18 protein-coding genes are annotated in these 19,626 nt (G+C 73.5%); 12 read left to right on the top strand and 6 right to left on the bottom strand.

The annotated features are described in order from the left end of the window. Positions 1-17: 17 nt before the first annotated feature. Entirely contained in the window at positions 18-824 is an 807-nt protein-coding gene (locus ACWDRB_RS09795; RefSeq protein ID WP_355195490.1) for an ion transporter, read from the bottom strand. 122 nt (positions 825-946) lie between these two features. On the opposite strand from ACWDRB_RS09795, the gene ACWDRB_RS09800 reads away from it, so the two are divergent. Further along, positions 947-1,921: a GlxA family transcriptional regulator gene (locus ACWDRB_RS09800; RefSeq protein WP_363964931.1), complete on the top strand. Its 975-nt coding sequence runs from the start codon at positions 947-949 to the stop codon at positions 1,919-1,921. Here ACWDRB_RS09800 and ppk2 read toward each other — a convergent pair whose 3' ends face one another. Beyond that, complete coding sequence (ppk2, locus tag ACWDRB_RS09805) at positions 1,922-2,716, bottom strand: polyphosphate kinase 2 (RefSeq protein ID WP_355195486.1); 795 nt, start codon at positions 2,714-2,716, stop codon at positions 1,922-1,924. A gap of 73 nt (positions 2,717-2,789) precedes the next feature. On the opposite strand from ppk2, the gene ACWDRB_RS09810 reads away from it, so the two are divergent. Continuing rightward, on the top strand, positions 2,790-4,454 hold the full coding sequence (locus ACWDRB_RS09810; protein WP_449892679.1) for a SulP family inorganic anion transporter: 1,665 nt from the start codon (positions 2,790-2,792) through the stop codon (positions 4,452-4,454). A gap of 7 nt (positions 4,455-4,461) precedes the next feature. Here ACWDRB_RS09810 and ACWDRB_RS09815 read toward each other — a convergent pair whose 3' ends face one another. Continuing rightward, the gene (locus tag ACWDRB_RS09815) at positions 4,462-7,545 is read right to left on the bottom strand and encodes a BTAD domain-containing putative transcriptional regulator (protein ID WP_449892680.1); all 3,084 of its coding nucleotides are present in this window, start codon (positions 7,543-7,545) and stop codon (positions 4,462-4,464) included. Between the two features lie 315 nt (positions 7,546-7,860). Between ACWDRB_RS09815 and ACWDRB_RS09820 the strand changes: the two genes are divergently transcribed. From ACWDRB_RS09820 to ACWDRB_RS09850, 7 genes are all read left to right on the top strand, one after another. Next, positions 7,861-8,337 (top strand): anthrone oxygenase family protein, encoded by a 477-nt coding sequence (locus ACWDRB_RS09820; RefSeq protein WP_449892860.1) that lies wholly within the window; start codon positions 7,861-7,863, stop codon positions 8,335-8,337. A 91-nt stretch (positions 8,338-8,428) separates the two neighbouring features. Then, the gene (locus ACWDRB_RS09825; protein ID WP_449892861.1) at positions 8,429-10,756 is read left to right on the top strand and encodes a GAF domain-containing sensor histidine kinase; all 2,328 of its coding nucleotides are present in this window, start codon (positions 8,429-8,431) and stop codon (positions 10,754-10,756) included. After that, on the top strand, positions 10,731-11,372 hold the full coding sequence (locus tag ACWDRB_RS09830) for a response regulator (RefSeq protein ID WP_449892681.1): 642 nt from the start codon (positions 10,731-10,733) through the stop codon (positions 11,370-11,372). Before ACWDRB_RS09825 ends, ACWDRB_RS09830 begins: the two co-directional genes overlap by 26 nt. A gap of 76 nt (positions 11,373-11,448) precedes the next feature. Then, positions 11,449-11,985, top strand: a complete 537-nt coding sequence (locus ACWDRB_RS09835) for a hypothetical protein (protein WP_363964921.1) — start codon at positions 11,449-11,451, stop codon at positions 11,983-11,985. After that, complete coding sequence (locus ACWDRB_RS09840) at positions 11,982-12,434, top strand: hypothetical protein (RefSeq protein WP_355195477.1); 453 nt, start codon at positions 11,982-11,984, stop codon at positions 12,432-12,434. The genes ACWDRB_RS09835 and ACWDRB_RS09840 overlap by 4 nt, the downstream gene beginning before the upstream one ends. A 5-nt stretch (positions 12,435-12,439) precedes the next feature. After that, complete coding sequence (locus ACWDRB_RS09845; protein WP_449892683.1) at positions 12,440-13,906, top strand: multicopper oxidase family protein; 1,467 nt, start codon at positions 12,440-12,442, stop codon at positions 13,904-13,906. Positions 13,907-13,918: 12 nt separating this feature from the next. Next, a complete protein-coding gene (locus tag ACWDRB_RS09850; protein WP_449892684.1) occupies positions 13,919-14,530 on the top strand; it encodes a hypothetical protein in 612 nt (203 codons plus the stop codon). Between the two features lie 56 nt (positions 14,531-14,586). Here the strand turns inward: ACWDRB_RS09850 and ACWDRB_RS09855 are convergent, their stop codons facing one another. Further along, positions 14,587-15,483, bottom strand: a complete 897-nt coding sequence (locus ACWDRB_RS09855; RefSeq protein WP_449892685.1) for an SDR family oxidoreductase — start codon at positions 15,481-15,483, stop codon at positions 14,587-14,589. A gap of 100 nt (positions 15,484-15,583) precedes the next feature. Here ACWDRB_RS09855 and ACWDRB_RS09860 point away from each other — a divergent pair, with 100 nt between their 5' ends. From ACWDRB_RS09860 to ACWDRB_RS09870, 3 genes are all read left to right on the top strand, one after another. Beyond that, positions 15,584-16,162: a helix-turn-helix domain-containing protein gene (locus ACWDRB_RS09860; RefSeq protein WP_449892686.1), complete on the top strand. Its 579-nt coding sequence runs from the start codon at positions 15,584-15,586 to the stop codon at positions 16,160-16,162. Between the two features lie 158 nt (positions 16,163-16,320). Beyond that, complete coding sequence (locus ACWDRB_RS09865; protein WP_449892687.1) at positions 16,321-16,755, top strand: MerR family transcriptional regulator; 435 nt, start codon at positions 16,321-16,323, stop codon at positions 16,753-16,755. After that, entirely contained in the window at positions 16,755-17,720 is a 966-nt protein-coding gene (locus tag ACWDRB_RS09870) for an NAD-dependent epimerase/dehydratase family protein (protein WP_449892688.1), read from the top strand. Before ACWDRB_RS09865 ends, ACWDRB_RS09870 begins: the two co-directional genes overlap by 1 nt. Before the next feature lie 105 nt (positions 17,721-17,825). Here ACWDRB_RS09870 and ACWDRB_RS09875 read toward each other — a convergent pair whose 3' ends face one another. Both ACWDRB_RS09875 and ACWDRB_RS09880 read right to left on the bottom strand, forming a co-directional pair. Continuing rightward, positions 17,826-18,785 carry a YceI family protein gene (locus ACWDRB_RS09875; RefSeq protein ID WP_449892689.1) on the bottom strand — a complete coding sequence of 320 codons (960 nt, stop codon included), beginning with the start codon at positions 18,783-18,785 and terminating at the stop codon, positions 17,826-17,828. 63 nt (positions 18,786-18,848) lie between these two features. Beyond that, positions 18,849-19,460: an MSCRAMM family protein gene (locus tag ACWDRB_RS09880; protein ID WP_449892862.1), complete on the bottom strand. Its 612-nt coding sequence runs from the start codon at positions 19,458-19,460 to the stop codon at positions 18,849-18,851. Positions 19,461-19,626 lie beyond the last annotated feature (166 nt).

Below are 19,626 nucleotides of genomic sequence, written 5' to 3' on the forward strand. Positions count from 1 at the left end.
GGCGGCAGCCGTCCCCGTCAGGGGCCCTTGCCGCCCGCGGGCGTGGGCTCGCGCGTCAGCAGCTGGTCGAGCTTGGCGTTGACCGCCGCCAGCTCCTGCTTCACCTCTTCCAGCTCCGCCTGCGCGCGGGTCTCCGCCGGGGACGGCTCCGTCTCGTGCATGGCGTTGACCACCACCGCGATGAACAGGTTCAGCGCGACGAAGGTGGACATCAGGATGTAGACGATGAAGAAGACCCACGCCCACGGCTTGTGCTCCATCACCTCCTGCGCGACGTTGCCCCAGTCGTCGCCGGTCATGATCTGGAACAGGGTGAACAGCGAGCGCGGCAGGTCGGCGAAGCGGTCGGGCACGAGCTCCCCGAACAGCTTCGTGGAGATCACTGCCGCGATGTAGATCATCAGCACCAGCAGGCCGATGATGGAGGCCATCCCGGGCATGGCGGTCAGCAGCGCGCCCACCACGCGCCGCATGCTGGGCACCGCCGAGACCAGCCGCAGCGCCCGCAGGATGCGCAGCGACCGCAGCACCGACGTGGGCCCGGAGGCCGGGACGAGCGCGATGCCCACGATGGCGGCGTCGAACCAGTTCCACGGGTCGGCGAAGAACGACTTGCGGTAGGCGTACAGGCGGGCGGCGATCTCGACCGTGAAGATCGCCAGCGCGATCCGGTCGACGGCGTGCAGCAGCCCGCCGACCTGCGCCATCAGGTCCGCGCTCGTCTCGCATCCGATGGTGATCGCGTTGATGACGATCACGGCGATGACGCCGCGCTGCACGAACTTGCTCTCCAGGACGGCACGAACGCGTTCTGGCCCTGACAACTTCTACCGCCCCCGGGTGACGACCACAATTATTGATCATCGTAGTGGGCCGCGGCGCCCGCGCCGGCTGGGCCGGAGGTCCGGGATCGCCGTGGCGAGCGGCGCACCCGTACGATGTGGCCATGGTGGCACGGCTGATCGTCATGATCGGTTACGACGGCATCGAGCTCGTTGACGTGGCGTCCGTGACGACCGGGTTCGACCACGCCAACCAGCAGGGCGCCGACCCGGCGTACGAGGTGGTGTTCGCGACGCCGATGGGCCGGCCCGTGCGCTGCGACTCCGGGCTCGAGCTGTCCGGGCAGCACCGGATCGACCGGATGGACGGCCCGATCGACACCCTGGTCGTCTCCGGCGGGCGGGGACACGCGGCCGCCGCCGCCAACCCCCGGTTCGTCAGCCAGGTCCTGCGGCTCGCCGGGCTGTCGCGGCGGGTCGCGTCGGTGTGCACCGGGGCGACGGTGCTGGCCGCCACCGGGCTGCTCGACCACCGCCGGGCCACCACGCACTGGCACTACGCGGGGCAGCTCGCCGCGCGCTACCCGCGGGTCGACGTCGACCCGGCGCCGATCTTCATCCGGGACGGCGCGGTCGCGACCTCGGGCGGGGTCACCGCCGCCCTCGACCTCACGCTGGCCTTCATCGAGGAGGACCACGGGGCCGAGCTCGCCCGCCGCGTGGCCATGGGCATGGTCGCCTACCTGAAGCGCCCCGGCAACCAGGCGCAGGTGAGCCTGTTCAACCGGATCCCGCGCTCCGACCAGGCCCTGGTCCGGCGGGTCATCGACCACGTGATCAGCAACCTCACCGGCGACCTGAGCGTGCCCCGGCTGGCCGCGCTCGCCGGGGTGAGCGAGCGGCACCTGAGCAGGCTGTTCGTCGAGCACGTGGGCCGGACCCCGTCGCGGCTGGTCCGCGACGCGCGGCTGGAGGCGGCCTCCCAGCTGCTCGCCGGATCGCGCGAGCCGGTCGCGGCCATCGCCCGCCGGTGCGGGTTCACCTCCGCCGAGTCCTTACGGCAGGCGTTCGTGGCGTGGGCCGGCGTCTCGCCGTCGCAGTTCCGCTCCAGGGCCGTCGGACGCGAGCCCGGCCCCTGATCAGGTGAGGTCTCCGGTCACGTCCGGGACCGGCGTCTCCACCCGCGGCAGCCTCCGGTAGCCGCTGGGGGCGGGCCGCGGCGGGATCTTCAGGGGCGCCCGCCGCACCTCCTCGTACGGGATCGTGGACAGCAGGTGGGAGATCATGTTGATCCTGGCCCGCCGCTTGTCCGCGCTCTCCACCTCGTACCACGGCGCCTCGGGGATGTGCGTGTGGATCATCATCTCGTCCTTGGCCCGCGAGTACTCCTCCCACCGCGTGATCGACTCCAGGTCCATCTCCGACAGCTTCCACCGCCGCATCGGATCCTCCAGCCGCGACCGGAACCGCCGCTCCTGCTCGTCGTCGCTCACCGAGAACCAGTACTTGCGCAGCAGGATCCCGTCCTCCACCAGCAACCGCTCGAAGATCGGGCACTGGTGCAGGAAGCGGGTGTACTCCTCCTGCGTGCAGAACCCCATGACCCGCTCCACCCCGGCCCGGTTGTACCAGCTCCGGTCGAACAGCACGATCTGCCCCGCGGCCGGCAGGTGCTCCACGTAGCGCTGGAAGTACCACTGCGTCCGCTCCCGCTCGGTGGGCGCGGGCAGCGCCGCGATCCTGGCCACGCGCGGGTTGAGATATTCGGCGACCCGCTTGATCGTGCCCCCTTTGCCCGCCGCGTCCCTCCCCTCGAAGACCACGACCACCCGCTGCCCCTCCGCCTTCACCCACTCCTGCAGCTTCACCAGCTCACCCTGCAACTGGAGCAGCCGCTTCTCGTAAGGCTTGCGCCGCAACCCGTCAGAACTCATGCCTTCGGACTCCCTCCACCGGTCAGGGCGCGTGATGCTGGCGCCCGCGTGCCATCATGCGCCATCCTCGGGCGTGATCCGTTTTCTGCCCGGCCTGGCCACCCTGACCGCCTACCGGCGCGAATGGCTGCGTGGCGACCTGCTCGCCGGGCTGACCGTCGCCGCCTACCTCGTCCCCCAGGTCATGGCCTACGCCACCGTGGCCGGGCTGCCGCCGGTGACCGGGCTGTGGGCGATCCTGGCCCCGCTGGCCCTGTACGCCCTGCTGGGCTCCTCCCGCCAGCTGTCGGTCGGGCCCGAGTCGACCACCGCGCTGATGACCGCCGCCGCCATCGGCCCCCTGGCCGCCGGGAACCCGGCCGGATACGCGTCCCTGGCCGCCTCGCTGGCCCTCATCGTCGGGCTGCTCTGCCTGGGCTGCCGGCTGCTGCGGCTGGGCTTCGTCGCGGACCTGCTGTCCAGGCCGATCCTGGTCGGCTACCTCGCCGGCGTGGCCGTCATCATGATCGCGAGCCAGCTCGGCAAGCTCATCGGCGCCCCGGTGACGGGAGAGTCCCTCATCGACCAGGTGTCGTCGTTCGTCCGCCTGCTGCCCCGCGCTCATCCCGGCACCGTCATCATGGCGGCCGCGGTGCTCGCCTTCCTGTTCCTGCTGCAGTGGCGGCTGCCCGCGGCCCCGGCGCCCCTGCTCGCCGTGCTGCTGGCCACGCTGAGCGTGTCGGTGTTCCATTTGGAGGTGCGGGGCATCAAGGTGGTCGGCGCGATCCCCGCCGGGCTGCCCGCCCCCTCGCTGCCGCCGCTGGAGAACCTGCTGCTGCCCGCCGTGGGCGTCTTCCTCGTCGGCTACAGCGACAACATGCTGACCGCCCGCTCCTTCGCCGCCCGCCACCACCAGGAGGTCGACGCCAACCAGGAGCTCCTCGCGCTGGGCGCGGCCAACCTGGGCGCGGGCGCGCTGCACGGCTTCCCGGTCAGCAGCAGCGGCAGCCGCACCGCCCTCGCCGACGCGGCCGGCGCCCGCACCCAGCTGTACTCGCTCATCTGCCTGGTCGCCGTCGTCGCGGTGCTCATGTTCGCCGGGCCGCTGCTGGCCGACTTCCCCACCGCCGCCCTCGGCGCGATCGTCGTGTACGCCGCCACCCGGCTCGTCTCACTGCCCGACTTCGTGCGGCTGGCCCGCTTCCGCCGCACCGAGCTCCTGCTCGCCCTCGGTGCCTTCGCCGGGGTCCTGATCTTCGACATCCTGTACGGCATCCTGCTCGCCGTGGCCCTGTCGGTCGCCGAGATGCTCGCCCGGGTGGCCCGCCCGCACGACGCGATCCTGGGCGTGGTGCCGGGCCTGGCGGGCATGCACGACATCGACGACTATCCGGCCGCCCGCACCATCCCCGGCCTGGTGATCTACCGCTACGACTCGCCGCTGTTCTTCGCCAACGCCCAGGACTTCCACCGCCGCGCCCTGGCCGCCGTCGACCAGCAGGACACCCCCGTCCGCTGGTTCGTCCTGAACACCGAGGCCAACGTCGAGGTGGACATCACCGCCCTGGACGCCGTCGACTCCCTGCGCCAGGAGCTGGAGCGGCGCGGCATCGTCTTCGCCATGGCCAGGGTCAAGCAGGACCTGCGCACGTACCTGGACGCCTACGGCCTGACCGCCACGGTCGGCGAGCAGCGGCTCTTCCCCACACTCCCGACCGCGGTCGCCGCCTACCGGCAGTGGGAGCGCGAAGCGCCCTGATCAGCGCTCATCGCGGGGAGGGGCCGAGCGCGCGAGGGGCGTCCACGGCGGCCAGCCTGAGTTGCAGGCGGGTGTGGAAGGACAGCGTGGAGACGAGCGTCTGGTGGCCGGCCCGCGGCATGGCGGTGCGGAACGCCTCGTGGAGCAGGTCGTCGGCGCCGGCGACGCATCTGATCTCGTGGCTGACGGTGAGAGCGCGCCGGAGGTAGCGCGTGGTCTCCGCGTTCCGCCCCGAGGCCAGGCTGGCGAACCCCATGGCGGTGAGCGCGAGGCTTTCGCTCCAGCGGTCGCCGATCTCGCGGGAGATGGCGAGCGCCTGGCACAGCGGGTGGGACGGGTCCCCGTACTCGCCGTTGATCAGCAGGCCGAGGCCGATCACGATGAGGGCCATGCTCTCCCCCCAGCGGTCGCCCATCTCCCGGGAGATGGTGAGTGCCCGGTAGAGAGGGCGGGTGGCTTCCGCGCCGTAGCCGCCGGTCAGGCGGGTGAAGCCGATGGCGGTGAGGGCCAGGCTCTCGCCCCAGCGGTCGCCGATCTCGCAGGTGATGGCGAGCGCCCTCTTGAGGTGGACCATGCTCGCGCTGTGGTGCCCGAGCTGGCGGTAGGCGTTGCCGATGCCGACGAGCGCGCGGCCCTGGCCGCACAGGTCGCCCGCCTCCCGGTAGCGGGAGAGGGAGCGCTGCTGCTGGCGCAGCGCCTCGGCGAAGTGGCCCGCGCGGTCGTGGATGAACCCCAGATGGTTGCGCGTCTTGGCCTCGCCCCAGCCGTCGCCGCTCTCCTGGTCGAGGACGAGCGCCCGCCTGTGGTGGTCCAGCGCCTCGGAGAGGTGCCCGGCCCGCCAGTACGCGAAGCCGAGGTTCTTCATCGTCTCGGCCAGGACGCGGGGGTCGCCGATGTCGCGCGCGGCGTCGAGCGCCCGGAGATGCGTGTCGACCCAGTCGCGGACGTGCCCGGTGATGAGGAAGAACCGCCAGAGCGCATGCGCCAGCCGCCAGGTGAAGTCCTCCCAGCCGTGCTCGGCCGACAGCGCGACGGCCGCCACGAGGCCGGCCCGTTCCTCCTCCACCCACATCAGCGCGCCTTCCGGGCCCTCCAGCGCGGGCGGCTCGGCGGGGGCGCGGTCGATCACGTCGGGGAAGCGTCTCCTGGTGGGTTCGACGAGGTCCGCGGCGCGGCTCGCCGTGTGGAGGTACCAGTTCAGCACGCGACGGACGGCGGCCGTCCGTTCGGCCGCGCCGTCGGTCTGGGCGCTCTGCTCGGCGGCGTACGCGTGGAGCAGGTCGTGGAAGCGGTGCCGTTCCCGGCCCTGTTCCCGGCCCTGTTCCCGGCCCTGTTCACCGCTGGGCCTCTCGAGCAGCGACCGGTCGGCCAGGACGTCGAGCAGCCGCCGCGCCTCGGCGACCGGGACGCCCGCCAGCGCGGCCGCCGCCCCCGGGCCGACGTCGGGACCGGGATGCAGGCTCAGCAGGCGGAACATCCGGGCCGCCGGCGGCTCCAGCGCCAGGTACGACCAGGAGAGCACCGCCCGCACGCTCGCCTCGTGGTCGTCGGAGGTGTCCAGCGCGTCCAGCCGGGTCCGCTGGGCCCGCACCTCCTCGGCCAGGCTCTGCAACGGGCTGTCCGGGCGGTACATCGCGTGCTCGGCCGCGATCGTCAGCGCCAGCGGCAGGTGGACGCACGACCGAGCCAGCTCGGCGGCGGCCCACGGCTCGGCGCCGATCCGTTCCGGGCCGAGGATCGCGGCCAGCAGGGCGGTCGACTCGCCGGGCGAGAACCGGCCGAGCACGAGGGGCCGCGCCCCCTCCCGTACGGCCAGGCCGCGTAGCTGGTTGCGGCTGGTGACCAGCACGAACGAGCGCGAGCCCGGCAGCAGCGGACGCACCTGGGCCGCGTCGCGGGCGTTGTCGAGCAGCATCAGGACCCGCCGCCCGGCCAGCACGCTGCGCAGCAGCGCCGAGCGGGCGTCCGTCTCCTTGGGAACCCGCTGCCCGACCACGCCCAGCGCGTTGAGCAGCAGCTCCAGCGCGGCATGGGGCTCGACGGGGTTGCCCGGGCCGAAGCCGCGCAGGTTGAGATGGAGCACGCCGTCGGGGAATCGGTCGGCGACCGAGTGCGCCCAGTGCACGGCCAGCGCCGTCTTGCCCACTCCGCCCATGCCGCTGACGGCGGCGATCACGATCGGCGGCGACGCGTGAGCGTCCTCGCGGTCGAGGAGGGCGTTCAGGGCAGCGAGCTCGTCGCGGCGCCCGGTGAAGGAGGCGAGGTCGGAGGGAAGCTGCCGCGGGCGTACCGGGCTCGGCGGCGGGTCGTCCGGCTGGGAGGCCGGCGGGAGGTGGCCGTCATCGAGCACGCGCGCCGCCTCGGGGTCGCCTGCCAGGATGGCGGAGTGCAGGCGGACCAGCTCCTGGCCGGGGTCGACGCCCAGCTCATCGCGCAGGAGGGCGACGACGCTCCGGTACGTCTCCAGCGCCTCCGCCCGGCGGCCGGACCGATGCAGCGCGACCAGGAGCTGCGCCCACAGCCGCTCGTGGAACGGATGCTCCGCGGTCGCCTCCTTGAGCACCTTGACCATCTCGTCGTCACGGCCGAGCCGCAGGCCGAGCTGGAACCACCGGTCGACGGCCCGCAGCCGCTCCTCCACGACCGGCGGCACCTCGTCACGGTGCAGCGACTCCGAAGGAACGCCGGCCAGCACGGGGCCGCGCCACAGCCCCAGCGCGCGGCCGAGGAGATCCGCCGCGCCGGCGGCGTCCGTGCCGGCGCCGGCGCGCGCGACCAGCGCCCGGAACCGCGACAGGTCCAGCGCCTCGGGCGGCACATCGATGACGTAGCCGTCGTCGGACGTGCGGATCAGCCGGTGGGAGCCGTCACCGCCCGGGTCCTCGCCCAGCGCGCGCCGCAACCGCGCCACGTGGGTGTACAACGCGCTGCGGGCGTTGTGGGGAACGTCGTCGGCCCACAGCCGCTCGATCAGCTCGTCCGGCGAGACGTTCCGGTTGGCGCGCAGGAGCAGCGTGGCGAGCACGATCCGCTGCTTGGCTGCCGGAAGGGAGATCGGCCGGCCGTCACGTACGACTTCGAGCGGGCCCAAAATCCCGAACCGAAATCCGGCATTCGACCTTATGTCCACATTCATCCTGACGTCGCGAAGTGATGGACGACAGCACGGGCGGGTGGGACGTCGTCGTGCCGCAACCGGTCCATCGACACGTGCCGCTACGAACTACGGTAGCCACCGGCGACGCCATCGTTCTTGCACAAACCTTGCGTCGCGCGGACCGCCTCCTTTCGCCGGGTTTCGGCGTGGCCCGGGCGACAGGTTCAGGACAGGTCCACGAAAGGAGCCGATGGGATCGTGAGGACCGGACGACATCGCTGAGCCCGCTGGGAGGACTCTGTGGAAGGCATGCGGATCACGGCGCTGATGGCCGCCACGCTGTCGATGGGCCTCGTGGCGGGGGCCTTCGCCCTGTACGCGCACACGGTCATGCCGGGCCTCGAGCGGACCGACGACCGCACCTTCGTGGGCGCGTTCCAGGCGCTCGACCGGGCGATCATCAACCCGTGGTTCATGGGAGGCGGCTTCCTGGGCGCTCTGCTGTTCACGCTCCTCGCCGCGGTGGCCCATCTCGGCCGCCCGGCCCTGCCGTGGATCGTCGCCGCGCTCGTCCTGTACGTGATCACCGTCGTCATCACGCTGGTGGTCAACGTGCCGCTCAACGACGCGCTCAAGGCGGCAGGGGATCCCGGCCGCATCGACGTGGCCGCGGCGCGCGAGGCGTTCGGCGAGATGCGGTGGCGGAGCTGGAACCTCGTCCGCGTGGTCGTCTCCACGACCGCGTTCGGCCTGCTCGCCTGGGCTCTCACGTTGTCCGGGAAATAGAACCGGCCCCTGACACGCCTTTCCATCCAAACCGTAGGCGTCCGGGTGATGGTTTTCCGGCCGGGGTGTCGGTCACGATGTGTGCGTGTCCATGTGGCGACTGTGGCCGGGCCCGTCAGGGTGGTCGCGCCGGATTCCGGCGGGAGCGGCGATCCTCCTGGTGGTGCTGGGCGTGGTGGCGACCGCCGCCGGGCTGGACGCGCCGTCGGACGGCAGCGTGGTGCCGCTGGGCTGGCGCGCCGACGGCGTGGTGGTGAACGTCCCGGGCACCCCGGCAGACGTCGCCGGCACTCCGGTGGACGTCCCCGGCGCCCCCGTGAGCGCGCCGGGCGCGTCCGGCGGGGTGGGGCTGCGGACCGGTGACCTGGTGACCGGTGTGGCCGGGCATCGGCTCGCCGACGGCCTGGGCGTCGTCCCCCGTCCGCGGCCGGGCACGACCCTGGTCTACGACGTGGTCCGCGAGCGGCCGACGACGGTGGCGGTCCGGGTCGGCCGCCCCGATCCGTACCCGCTGCTCATGGAGGGCTGGGGCGACCTCGTCTTCGTGCTCGCGCTGGCCGGGCTGGCCGTCGCGCTGTATCTGCGGCGGCCCGAGGAGCCCGCGACGGCTCCGCTGCTCGTGCTCGCGGCGGGCCTGCTGGGCAGCACGCTCACCGTCACCGCCGGGCTGCCCGTCCTGGCCCTGGCCACCGGCGGCGCCCAGCTGTGGCTGTTCCACCTCAACACGATCGTGGCGTACTCGATCTCCTGGGGAGGGCTGCTGGCCTTCACGATCGCGTTCACCGCGCCCCGGCCGCTGCCGGCCCGCAGCCGCCGGGCCATGGCCCTCGCGTACGCCGCTCCGCCGGCCGCGATGGCACTCTGGAGCGCGCTCGCCGCGAAACTGGTGCCCAACGCGCTCGGCTGGCTGGGGCTGGTGCACGGCGGCCAGACTGCGGTCGTGGCGGCCGTCCTGGTCACCAGCACGGTGTGGGGCCTCGCCGCCTACCGCCGCAACCCCGATCCGCTGATGCGCGCCAGGATGCGCTGGCTGGTGGCGGGCGGCGCGGTCGCGACGCTGCTGAGCCTGGCCGGCTGGCACCTTCCCGAGCTGCTCGCCGCGGCGCATCCCCTGCCGCCGGGAGCCCTCGGGCTGTCGGGGCTGCCGTTCGTGGCCGGGATCGGGGTGGCGCTGCGCCGCCATCGCCTGTTCGACATCGAGCGGCTGGCGAACCGGTCGCTCGTGTACGCCAGCGTGGTCGCGATCCTGGTCGCCGGGTACGCGGCCGTCGTGGCGCTGCTGGTCAGCGGGCTGGGGTTGTCGCAGCCGGTGGCCGCCGCGCTCACCGCGGCCGGTGCGGCGCTCGCGCTGGCGCCGCTGCGCGCGCTGGCGCAGAGCACGGTCAACCGGGTGATGTACGGCGACCGCCGCGACCCGTCCGCGGCACTGACCCGCCTCGGCACCCGCTTACAGGCGGTGCTGCTGCCCGCCGACGTGCTGCCCGCGATCGTCGAGACCGTGGCCCGGTCGCTGCGGGTCCCGCATGCGGCCATCGACCTGGTGGACGGCTCCGGCGCCGGTCACCTGGCCACGCAGTACGGCGTCCCCGTCGGCGAGGTGCACGTCGAGCCGCTGCGCTACCACGGCACGCTCATCGGGCACCTGCGCGTCTCGGCCCGCGGCAGCGACGATCCGCTCGACCCCGTCGACCTCGGCCTGATCGCCTCCCTGGCACAGCAGGTGGGCACCGCGGTGCAGGCCGTGCGGCTGCATGACGACCTGGTCAGGTCCCGCGCCGAGGTCGTGGCCTCGCGCGAGGACGAGCGCCGCCGCTTACGCCGCGACCTGCACGACGGTCTCGGCCCGACCCTGGCCGCGATCCGGATCAAGGCCGGCCTCGCCGCGCGGGACGTACCGCCCGGCTCGGCGGCGCGTCCGCTGCTCGACGAGATCTCCGCGGAAGCCGCCGCGTCGCTGACCGATGTGCGGCGCCTGGTCGAGGCGCTGCGCCCGCCCGCGCTGGACGAGCTCGGCGTCGTCGGCGCGATCCGGGCGCGGGCCGCGGCCCTGTCGGGCGCCATGTCCATCGAGGTCGTCGGCGCCGAACCGCTGCCCGCGCTGCCGGCCGCGGTCGAGACGGCGGCCTACCGGATCGCCGTCGAGGCGATCACGAACGCGGTCCGCCACAGCGAGGCGACCCACTGCACGGCCACCGTCACGCCGTCGGACGGCGGCGTGGAGGTGACGGTGCGGGACAACGGCCGCGGGCTCGACCCCGATCGGACGGCCGGCGTGGGGATCCGCTCCATGCGGGAACGGGCCGCCGAAGTGGGCGGGGCCTGGTCGATGCGCTCCCCGCCCGGCGGCGGCACCCACATCCGCGCCTTTCTGCCGACGAGCCTGGGAGGGGACCATGATCAGGCTGATCCTCGCCGATGACCACCCGGTCTTCGTGTCGGGCCTGCGGGCCCTGCTCGACGCCGAGGCCGGGATGACCGTGCTGGCCGTGGCCGCCACCGGCGCGGACGCCCTGCGCCTGGCCGTGGACCACCGGCCCGACGTCGCCGTGCTCGACGTGAACATGCCCGGCGGCGACGGCCTCACGGTCACCGCCCGGATGCGCGCCGCCGGCCTGCCCACCCGTTCGCTGATCCTGACCATGTACGACGACGACGAGAACGTCCTGGCCGCCCTGCGCGCGGGCGCCCATGGGTACGCGCTCAAGGGCGCCGGGCCCGAGGAGATCGTGGCCGCGGTACGCGCGGTCGCCCGTGGCGAGGCGGTCTTCGGCGCCGGCGTGGCCGCGCGGATCCTGGCCCACTTCGCCCGGGTCGCGGTGGCGTCGCCGTTCCCGCAGCTCACCGAGCGCGAGCACGAGGTCCTGGGGCTCGTCGCCCGCGGCCTGGACAACATGGCGATCGCCCAGCGGCTCGGCGTGAGCGGCAAGACCGTACGCAACTACGTCTCGAACGTCCTGACGAAGCTGCACGTCACCGACCGGTCCGCGGCCATCGTCCGGGCCCGCGAAGCGGGACTCGGCGGCGAACCCCGATAGCGGGGCCCGGCCTCCCGGGCCGGCTGGGACATCTGCCCCGTGACGCCGGGACGCGGTGGCGCCGACGCTGGCGGTCATGAGGACGCGGGTGGCCGGCGGGCTGTGCCTGCTGGCGTCGTCGGCGCTCTGCCTGGCCGGCTGCCTGGCGGGCGAGCCGGCCCTGTGCCCGGCCGGGCGCCTGGCGGGCGGGCCTGCCCTCGGGTTCGTCCGCGTCACCGGTGCGTGGCTCGCCGTCGTGGCCGTCTCGCTCGTGTACCGCGACCTGTCCGCGTGGGGACCCCGCCACGCCGGCCGCGCGCCGGCCGCCGTGGTCCTGGCCCTGCTGGGCCTGGTCGCCTCGGCGGCGACGGTCGAGGCGGCGCTCCACGTCGCCGGCCCGGTCCTGCCGCCCGCGCTGGCCGTCGGCGCGGCCTCCGCCCTCGCGGGGCTGTCGTACGTGGCGGGCCGGGCCGGGCTGGCGCACCCGGTCATCGGCGGGATCGCGGCGGTGGCCGCCCTGCTCGGCGCGCTCACCGCCGACCTCGCCGTCCCCTACCTCCTCGGCGCCGCCCCGCTCGGCGCCGCCCTGCTCGTCAAGGCGCTCCGCTCCCCGTCGAAAGGACAGGAACCATGAGAATCGTCTACAAGGTCTTGGCGTACGCCGTCGCCGTCGAGGTCGCCGTCCAGGCGGCGGCGATCGTCCTGGCCATCGCCGGGCTCGGCAAGTGGGTCTCGGCCGGCAACGTGTTCGACAAGGCCGTCATGGAGAGCGACGACCTGGCCTTCCCGGAGGTCGTCGGCCTCATCGTGCACGGCATCAACGGCGGGCTCGTCATTCCCGTCGTCGCCCTCCTCCTCCTGATCGTCTCGTTCTTCGCCCGGATCCCGGGCGGGGTCAAGTTCGCCGCGTTCGTGCTGCTCCTCGTCGCCGTCCAGGCGATGCTCGGCTACTCGGGCCACGACCTGCCGTGGGTGGGCGGGCTGCACGGGCTCAACGCGATGGCGCTGTTCGCGGTCGCCCTGCACGCGGCCCGGCGCGCCCGGCCCGTCGCCGCCGAGGCGCCCGCCTCGGCGGCGGTGTGAGGGTCATGGTCCTCACCCGTCGCGTGCGGCTGGTCGCGGCCTGCGCCGCGACGCTGGCCGTCGTCGTCCCGCTGGGCTGGCTGTGGCAGGCGAGCCGGCTGCCGCGGTCGTACTCCGTCATGGACATGGGGTACGCCGACGGCGGCCGGCAGGCGGTCGCGCCGCACCACCACCGGAACGCCGCCACCCGCGACATCACCACCCTGGTCGCCGACCCGGCGCGCAGGCCGGACGTCGAGGTGACGCTGACCGCGCGCGAGCAGCGCGTGCGGCTGGCGTCGGGCCGCGAGATCGACGGGTACACCTTCAACGGCCGCTCCCCCGGCCCGCAGATCACGGCCGTGGCGGGCCAGCTCGTACAGGTACGGCTGGTCAACGCGTCGGTGCCCGGCGGGGTCACCCTGCACTGGCACGGCGTGGACGTCCCGGGCGGCGAGGACGGCGTCGCCGGGGTCACCCAGGACGCGGTCCGGATCGGCCGGGACTTCGTCTACCGGTTCGTCGTCCGCCGGGCCGGGACGTTCTGGTACCACTCCCACCAGCTGTCGCACGAGCAGGTCGCGGGCGGCCTCTTCGGCGCCCTGGTCGTGCGGCCCGCGCGCCCGCAGGCCGCGCTCGACGTCGTCGCCCTGTCGCACCTCTACCACGGGATCCGCACCGTCAACGGGTCCGAGTCCGACGTCACCGCCCCGGCCCCGCCCGGTGCCACGGCGCGGGTACGCGTGATCAACACCGACAACGGCCCCACCCCGGTGTGGGTCACGGGGGCCGCGTGGCGCCTGGTCGCCGTGGACGGCACCGACCTGCACGGCCCCACGGCGGTCGAGCACGCCGCCGTCCTCGTGACGGCGGGCGGCCGGGCCGACCTCGAGGTGACCATGCCGTCCGGCGGCGGCTCCGTACGGGTGCAGATCGGCGGGCCGCTGTCGGTGGTGCTCGGCCGCCCGTCCGACGTCCCGGCGAGCGCCCGCCCGGCCGCCACGCTCGACCTGCTGACCTACGGCACCCCCGCGCCCCTCGGCTTCGACCCGGCGCACCCCGACCGCGCCTTCCGCTACGAGATGGGCCGCCGGCCGGGCTTCCTCGACGGCGTCCCCGGGCTGTACTGGACAGTCAACGGCCACATGTATCCGGACGTGCCGATGTTCACGGTCGCCGACGGCGACGTCGTCCGCATGACGATCGTCAACGACAGCGGCGAGGTGCACCCCATGCACCTGCACGGCCATCGCGCGGTGGTGCTGGCCCGCGACGGCGTGCCCGCCACCGGGAGCCCCTGGTGGGTCGACTCCCTGAACGTCGAGGACGGCGAGTCCTACGACATCGCCTTCCTCGCCGACAACCCCGGGATCTGGGTCGATCACTGCCACAACCTGCCGCACGCGCGTGAGGGGCTGCTCGTCCACCTCATGTACGAGAACGTCACCACCCCGTTCCTCATCGGCGGCCCGGCGGGCAACTCGCGAGAGTGAAGGAGGAAACCGGTGAAGACAGACCCGCACCCGCTGCCCGCGTCGCTGCGCCGGCAGGCGGTGGCCGGCGGGGTCACGGGCCTGGTCGCGGACGCGTTCCTGGTCCTGTTCTACGTCGTCGCGCGGCCCTGGGCCGACGACCCCGGCGACAGCTGGCTCGGCCCGGCCAACGACGTCCTCGTCCTGCTCCAGTACCTGGCGCTCGTGCCGGTGGTCCGCGGCCTGGGCCGCCTCATGGCCGGCGACGCCCGCGCCCGCGGGTGGACCAGGATCGGCCTGGTCTCCGCCGTCCTGGTCGTCGTGCTGCAGGCGCTGCTGCTCACGGGCCTGATGCCGTTCGAGTACCAGGTCGTCCCGGTGAGCCTGAGCGCCGTCGCCGGCATGTGCTGGGCGGGCGCGATCAGCGCCGCGGGGGCGCGCACCGGCACCCTGCCCGCGGCCGTGACCCGCCTCGGCCGCGCCATCGTGATCGGGCTGCCGGTCGCCGTCGGGGCGTTCGGCGTCGGCTTCCTCGTCACGGTCGTCTTCGACGTGTCGTGGGCCTGGGCCGCCGGCGGGATCCCGGGCGCCGTCGTCTGGACGATGTTCCCCGCGTGGACGCTGCTCGTGGGCCTGCGCCGGTGATGCCGGTGGGGGTGGGCGGCGCGGCCGGCACCGCGTCGCCCGTGATCACGGTCGGTTCAGGGTTGGTCGTAGTGGCCCGCGGCGATGTCCTCCAGGAGTGTGGGGCCGGTGGGCCGCCAGCCGAGCAGTTCGCGCGTGATCGTGCTCGTTGTAGGGAAGTCGGCGGCCAGAAACCCGCCGATGAACGGGATCTCGTCGGCGATCTGCTTCGCCGGGGCGGGCTTCGCCGGCACGCCGAGGCGGTCGGCGAGCGCTTCGGCGATCCGCCGGACGGGCACGCCCTCTTCGGCGGCGGCGTGCAGGATCGTGCCGGCGGGGGCGTCCTCGAGCCCCAACCGGACCAGGCGCGCGGCATCGGAGCGGTGGACGGCGGGCCAGCGGTTGTGCCCCTCGCCGGGGTAGACGGAGGCTCCGCGCCGTCGGGCGGCCTGGGCGATGATGGAGATGAAGCCGTGGTCGCCTTCGCCGTGGACGGTGGGGGCGAAGCGGGCGGAAATCACCCGTACGCCACGGTCGGCGTAGGTGAGGGCGAGGTTCTCGGCACCGCCGCGCGGTGAGTCCGGGCCGACGGCGGGACTGGGATCCCGCTCCGTCGACGGGCGTCCGAGGCCGGGCAGAGCGAGGCCGGCCGCGAGCACGAACGGCCGATCGGACCCGGCGAGCGTGTCGCTGATGGTCTGGACCGCGGCCCGCTCGGCGCGGTTGGAGATCTCGGGGTGGGCGAAGTCGTGCTTGTTCGCGAGGTGGACGACGCCGTCGGCCGCGTTCGCGCCCTGACGGATCTGGTCGAGGTCGTCGAGGTCGCCGGGGTGGACGTCCGCCCCGAGGTCCTTGATGACGGATGCCGATGCCTCGGAACGGGCCAGTCCGGTCACCTCGTGACCGGCGGCGATGAGCTCGGCGACGACGGCGCGGCCGATGAATCCGGAAGCTCCGGTGACGAAAACGTGCATGGTTGGGCTCGCTTCCAAGAATGATGTCAGGGGCTGACATCACCAGCATAGCCGTGATGTCAGGCTCTGTCATCACCTCGGTTCGGGCTACGATCCGGACATGGCACGTTGGGCACCTGGAGCGTCGGATCGTCTGCAGCGGGCGGCGATGGAGCTGTTCGCCGAGGACGGCTTCGAGGCGACGACCGTGGCCGGGATCGCCGGGCGGGCCGGGGTGACCGAGCGGACGTTCTTCCGGCATTTCGCGGACAAGCGCGAGGTGCTGTTCGCCGGCGGGGAGCAGCTCGAAGCCGCCTTCGTGGGCGCGATCGCCGACGCCCCGGCGGAGGCGTCCATGGCCGGTCTGCTCGCCGCGGCGCTCGATGCCGGGGGCCGGGTCCTGCAGGACGGACGGGGCCGGGATTTCTCCCGCATGCGAAACGGGATCATCACGGCGAACGAGCAGTTGCGGGAGCGCGAGCTACTCAAGCTGGCCAAGCTCTCCCACGCCGTGACCGCCGCGCTCGTCGCCCGCGGCATCGCCCAGGTGACCGCTTCCCTGGCCGGCGAGCTGGGCGTTCTGGTGTTCAAAACGGCCTTCGCCCGGTGGATCGCGCCCGATGAGACCCGCGATCTGCTCGACCTGCAACGCGAAGGTCTCGCCGCCATCAGCGACCTGACCCGTGCCGAGACCGTGTGACCCGATGTTGACGCTGTCGCTCTCCGCTCAGTGCGCCGGACCGGGCGGCACCCGCTGAGATCGGTGGCGGCGCCCGGCGCTGTACCTGGACGTCACCGGTCCGGGCGCACAGACCCCGCGTTTGACCTCAAGCGCTTGAGGTGTGTTTCGCTGACCGCATGGCAGTTTTGACCATCCATGAGATGTCCCGGCGCAGCGGGCTGAGCGAGCCGACCCTGCGCTACTACGAGGAGGTCGGGCTGGTCGGCCCGATCGACCGTGACGAGAACAGCGGGCACAGGCGTTACCACGACCAGGATCTTCACGTGATCGAGGCGCTGGCCTGCCTTCGCGCGGTCGGCGTGGGCATCGAAGACATGCGCACCTACCTGGCGAACCGTACCCGCGGGCGGCTGGCGGCGGCCGAACAGCGCGATCTGCTGCTGCGTCACGCGGAGCGCATCGAGGCCGAGATCCTCGCCCAGCATGCCCGGCTGGCCTATCTGCGGGAGAAAGCGGCGCTGTGGGACGCTCGCGACCGCGGCGACACGGCCGCGGAGTCCGAGGCGACGCGGCGTTCCATCGACGCGGCCGGTCGCTTGGGGGTGCTGTGATGAGCCGGGTCCTGGTCACCGGCGGGGCCGGCTACGTGGGGACGCACCTGATCGCCGCACTGCTGCGGGCCGGGAGACCGGTACGCGCCACGGTGCGCCGGACGGCTCAGGAGGCCGAGCTGCGTGCGGCGGTGCGCCGCGGCGACGCCGACGACGCCGGCCTGGAGATCGTCACCGCCGACCTGGTGGCCGACGACGGCTGGCCCGCCGCGGTGGCCGGGTGCGAGGAGGTCCATCATGTCGCCTCGCCCATCCCGGTCGCCCAGCCCGAGAACCCTGACGAGCTGATCGTCCCCGCCCGGGAGGGCACGTTGCGGGTGCTGCGTGCCGCGCGCGACGCGGATGCCCGGCGCGTCGTGCTCACCTCGTCCTTCGCCGCGGTCGGATACACGCCCAAGCCGGGCGCCGAGTTCACCGAAGACGATTGGACCGATCCCGACACGCCGGGCCTGGCGCCATACCCGCGTTCCAAGGCGATCGCCGAGCGGGCCGCATGGGCCCTGATGGAGCGCGACGGCGGCGACACCGAACTCGTCGTGGTCAACCCGACGGCCATCTTCGGGCCCACCCTCACGACCGGCCTGCGCTCCTCGACGCAGCTGATCAAGGCGATGCTCGACGGAACGATGAGCCTCGCGCCCCGCCGGCGATTCGGCGTCGTCGACGTGCGCGACGTGGCCGACCTGCACCTTCGCGCCATGGCGGAGCCCAAAGCCGCGGGCAAGCGCTTCCTGGCCGTCGCCGACGGCGCGACGCTGAGCTTCCTGGAGGTGGCCCAGATCCTGCGCCGACGGCTCGGCCCGGCGGGCGCACGCGTACCCACGCAGGAGGTGCCGGGCGAGGACCCGCCACGGCCGATCATCCACAACGACCGGGCCCGCAGCGAGCTCGGCTGGCGTCCGCGGCCCGCCGAGACGACGATTGCGCAGACGGCGCAGAGCCTGCGCGACCTCGACCTGGTGTAGGCGACGGAACCCACCATCGCCGGGGTTCCGCACGGGCGGCACGGTCCGCGGGCCCGCCCGTCGTCTGGTTGCCTGCCTGGTCTGCCGGTCCCAGGAAACTCTCGCCTAGGGCAGGGACGCCCCCTGCACGGCCTGGATGTCCAGCTCCACCTTCAGCGTCGACCCGATGAGGTTGACCCCGGCCCGCACGACCTGGTTGTACGTCATCGCGAAGTCCTCGCGGCGCAGCTCCGTCTCGGCCCGGAACGCCGCCCGCAGGCCGCCCCACGGGTCGGGGCCGGTGCCGAGGTAAGCCAGGTCGAGGTCGACCGGCCGCTGTACCCCGGCGAGCGTCAGCGTCCCGTGCACGATCCACCGGTCGGGGCCCGCGGGCGTGAGCCCGGTGCTGCGGTAGGAGATCATCCGGTACGCGGCGGCGTTCAGGAAGTCGGCCGAGCGGAGATGGTCGTCGCGGGTGCCGTTCCCCGTCTCGATCGAGGCGGCCACGATGTCGGCGGCCACCGACGAGGTCTCCGGGTCCGTGCCGACCTCGATCCGCCCGGCGAACTGGGTGAACCGTCCCCGTACGGTGCTGAGCCCCAGATGCTGGGCGGTCGCCGCGATCGTGCAGTGGGCCGGGTCGAGCGTCCAGATCCCGGGTGGGGGAAGGTCGACGCCGCCCTGCCGGGCCAGCACCACCGTGCCCAGCTCGGCGGCGCCGGACCCGGTCGCGATGGCCGTCATCGCGGCCGGTGTGTATCCGGCCGCGGTGGCGACGGCCGTGTAGACGCCGGGCGGCAGCGGGCCGGTCGACACGACGCCCTCGGCGTCGGCCTCGGCCCGCGCGACCTGCTGCCCGGTCAGGTCGGTCACCGTGACGATCGCGTGCTGCACGGCCCACCCGTCCTTGGTGCGGATCAGGGCGTGCAGGCCCCGGCGGCTGGCCGGGGCGCTCTGCCGGTCCCCCGGAGTGCCCCGCTCGCCCTGCCGACCCGCCGGGGCGCTCTGAGGGCTCCCCGGAGCGCTCCGCTCGGTCTGCCGGCTCGCCGTGGCGTTCCGCCCGGCCTGCTCTTGGCTGGTGTACATGGTGCTCCTGCTCTCCCTGCTTTCCTTGCTCGTCCCTTCGAGCGGTCGTCGCGGTGTCGGGTGTCAGTCGGCGTGGACCAGCCACAGGTCGCGGTCGTCGTCGTCGCGGCCGTTGATGCTCACGGTGTCGGCCACGGGCGGGTATCCGGTGGCGATGAGCGTGTACTGGCCGCCGGTCAGGTCGGCGAAGGCGTACGCGCCGTCCTCGCCGGTCGTCGTGGTGCCGACCACGTTCCCGGCCGCGTCCAGCAGCGTCACCCGCGCGTCGTTCAGCGGGCCGCCGTCGCCCACCCGTACGGTGCCGCGGATCCGGGCGCCGGGCCGCAGCTCGACGTCCTGCCTGGTCTGGCCGGCGCCGGCGACCTCGACCGGGACGGCGGCCGGGCGGAAGGAGTCCGCGCTGACCGCGAGCGTGTAGCCGCCCGAGGTCACGCCGGACAGGCTGTAGGAACCCTCCCCGTCGGTCGCGCCCGTGGTGACGACCTCGCCGCGGACGTCGGTCAGCACGACGACCGCCCCGGGCACCGGCTTGCCCTCCAGGTCGCGCACCACTCCGGTCAGCCTGTTCGAGCCGGTGAGGATCAGGTTGAAGTCGACCGGCCGGTCGCCCACGACGAGGGTGGCCACCTGCGGGTCGCGTTCGGCGGCCGACGCGATCAGGACGTAGGTGCCCATGCCGGGCGTCCAGATGGCGTACCCGCCGTCGGCCAGGGTCACGGCCCGGGAGAGCTGGCGGCCACGCGAGTCGATCAGCGTCAGCGTGGCATGACCGACCGCGTGGCCGTCGTCGCCGCTGACGATGCCGCGGATCTCGACGCCGCCGTCCGGCGCGTCCGTCCAG

The organism is Nonomuraea sp. NPDC003707, assembly GCF_053587055.1.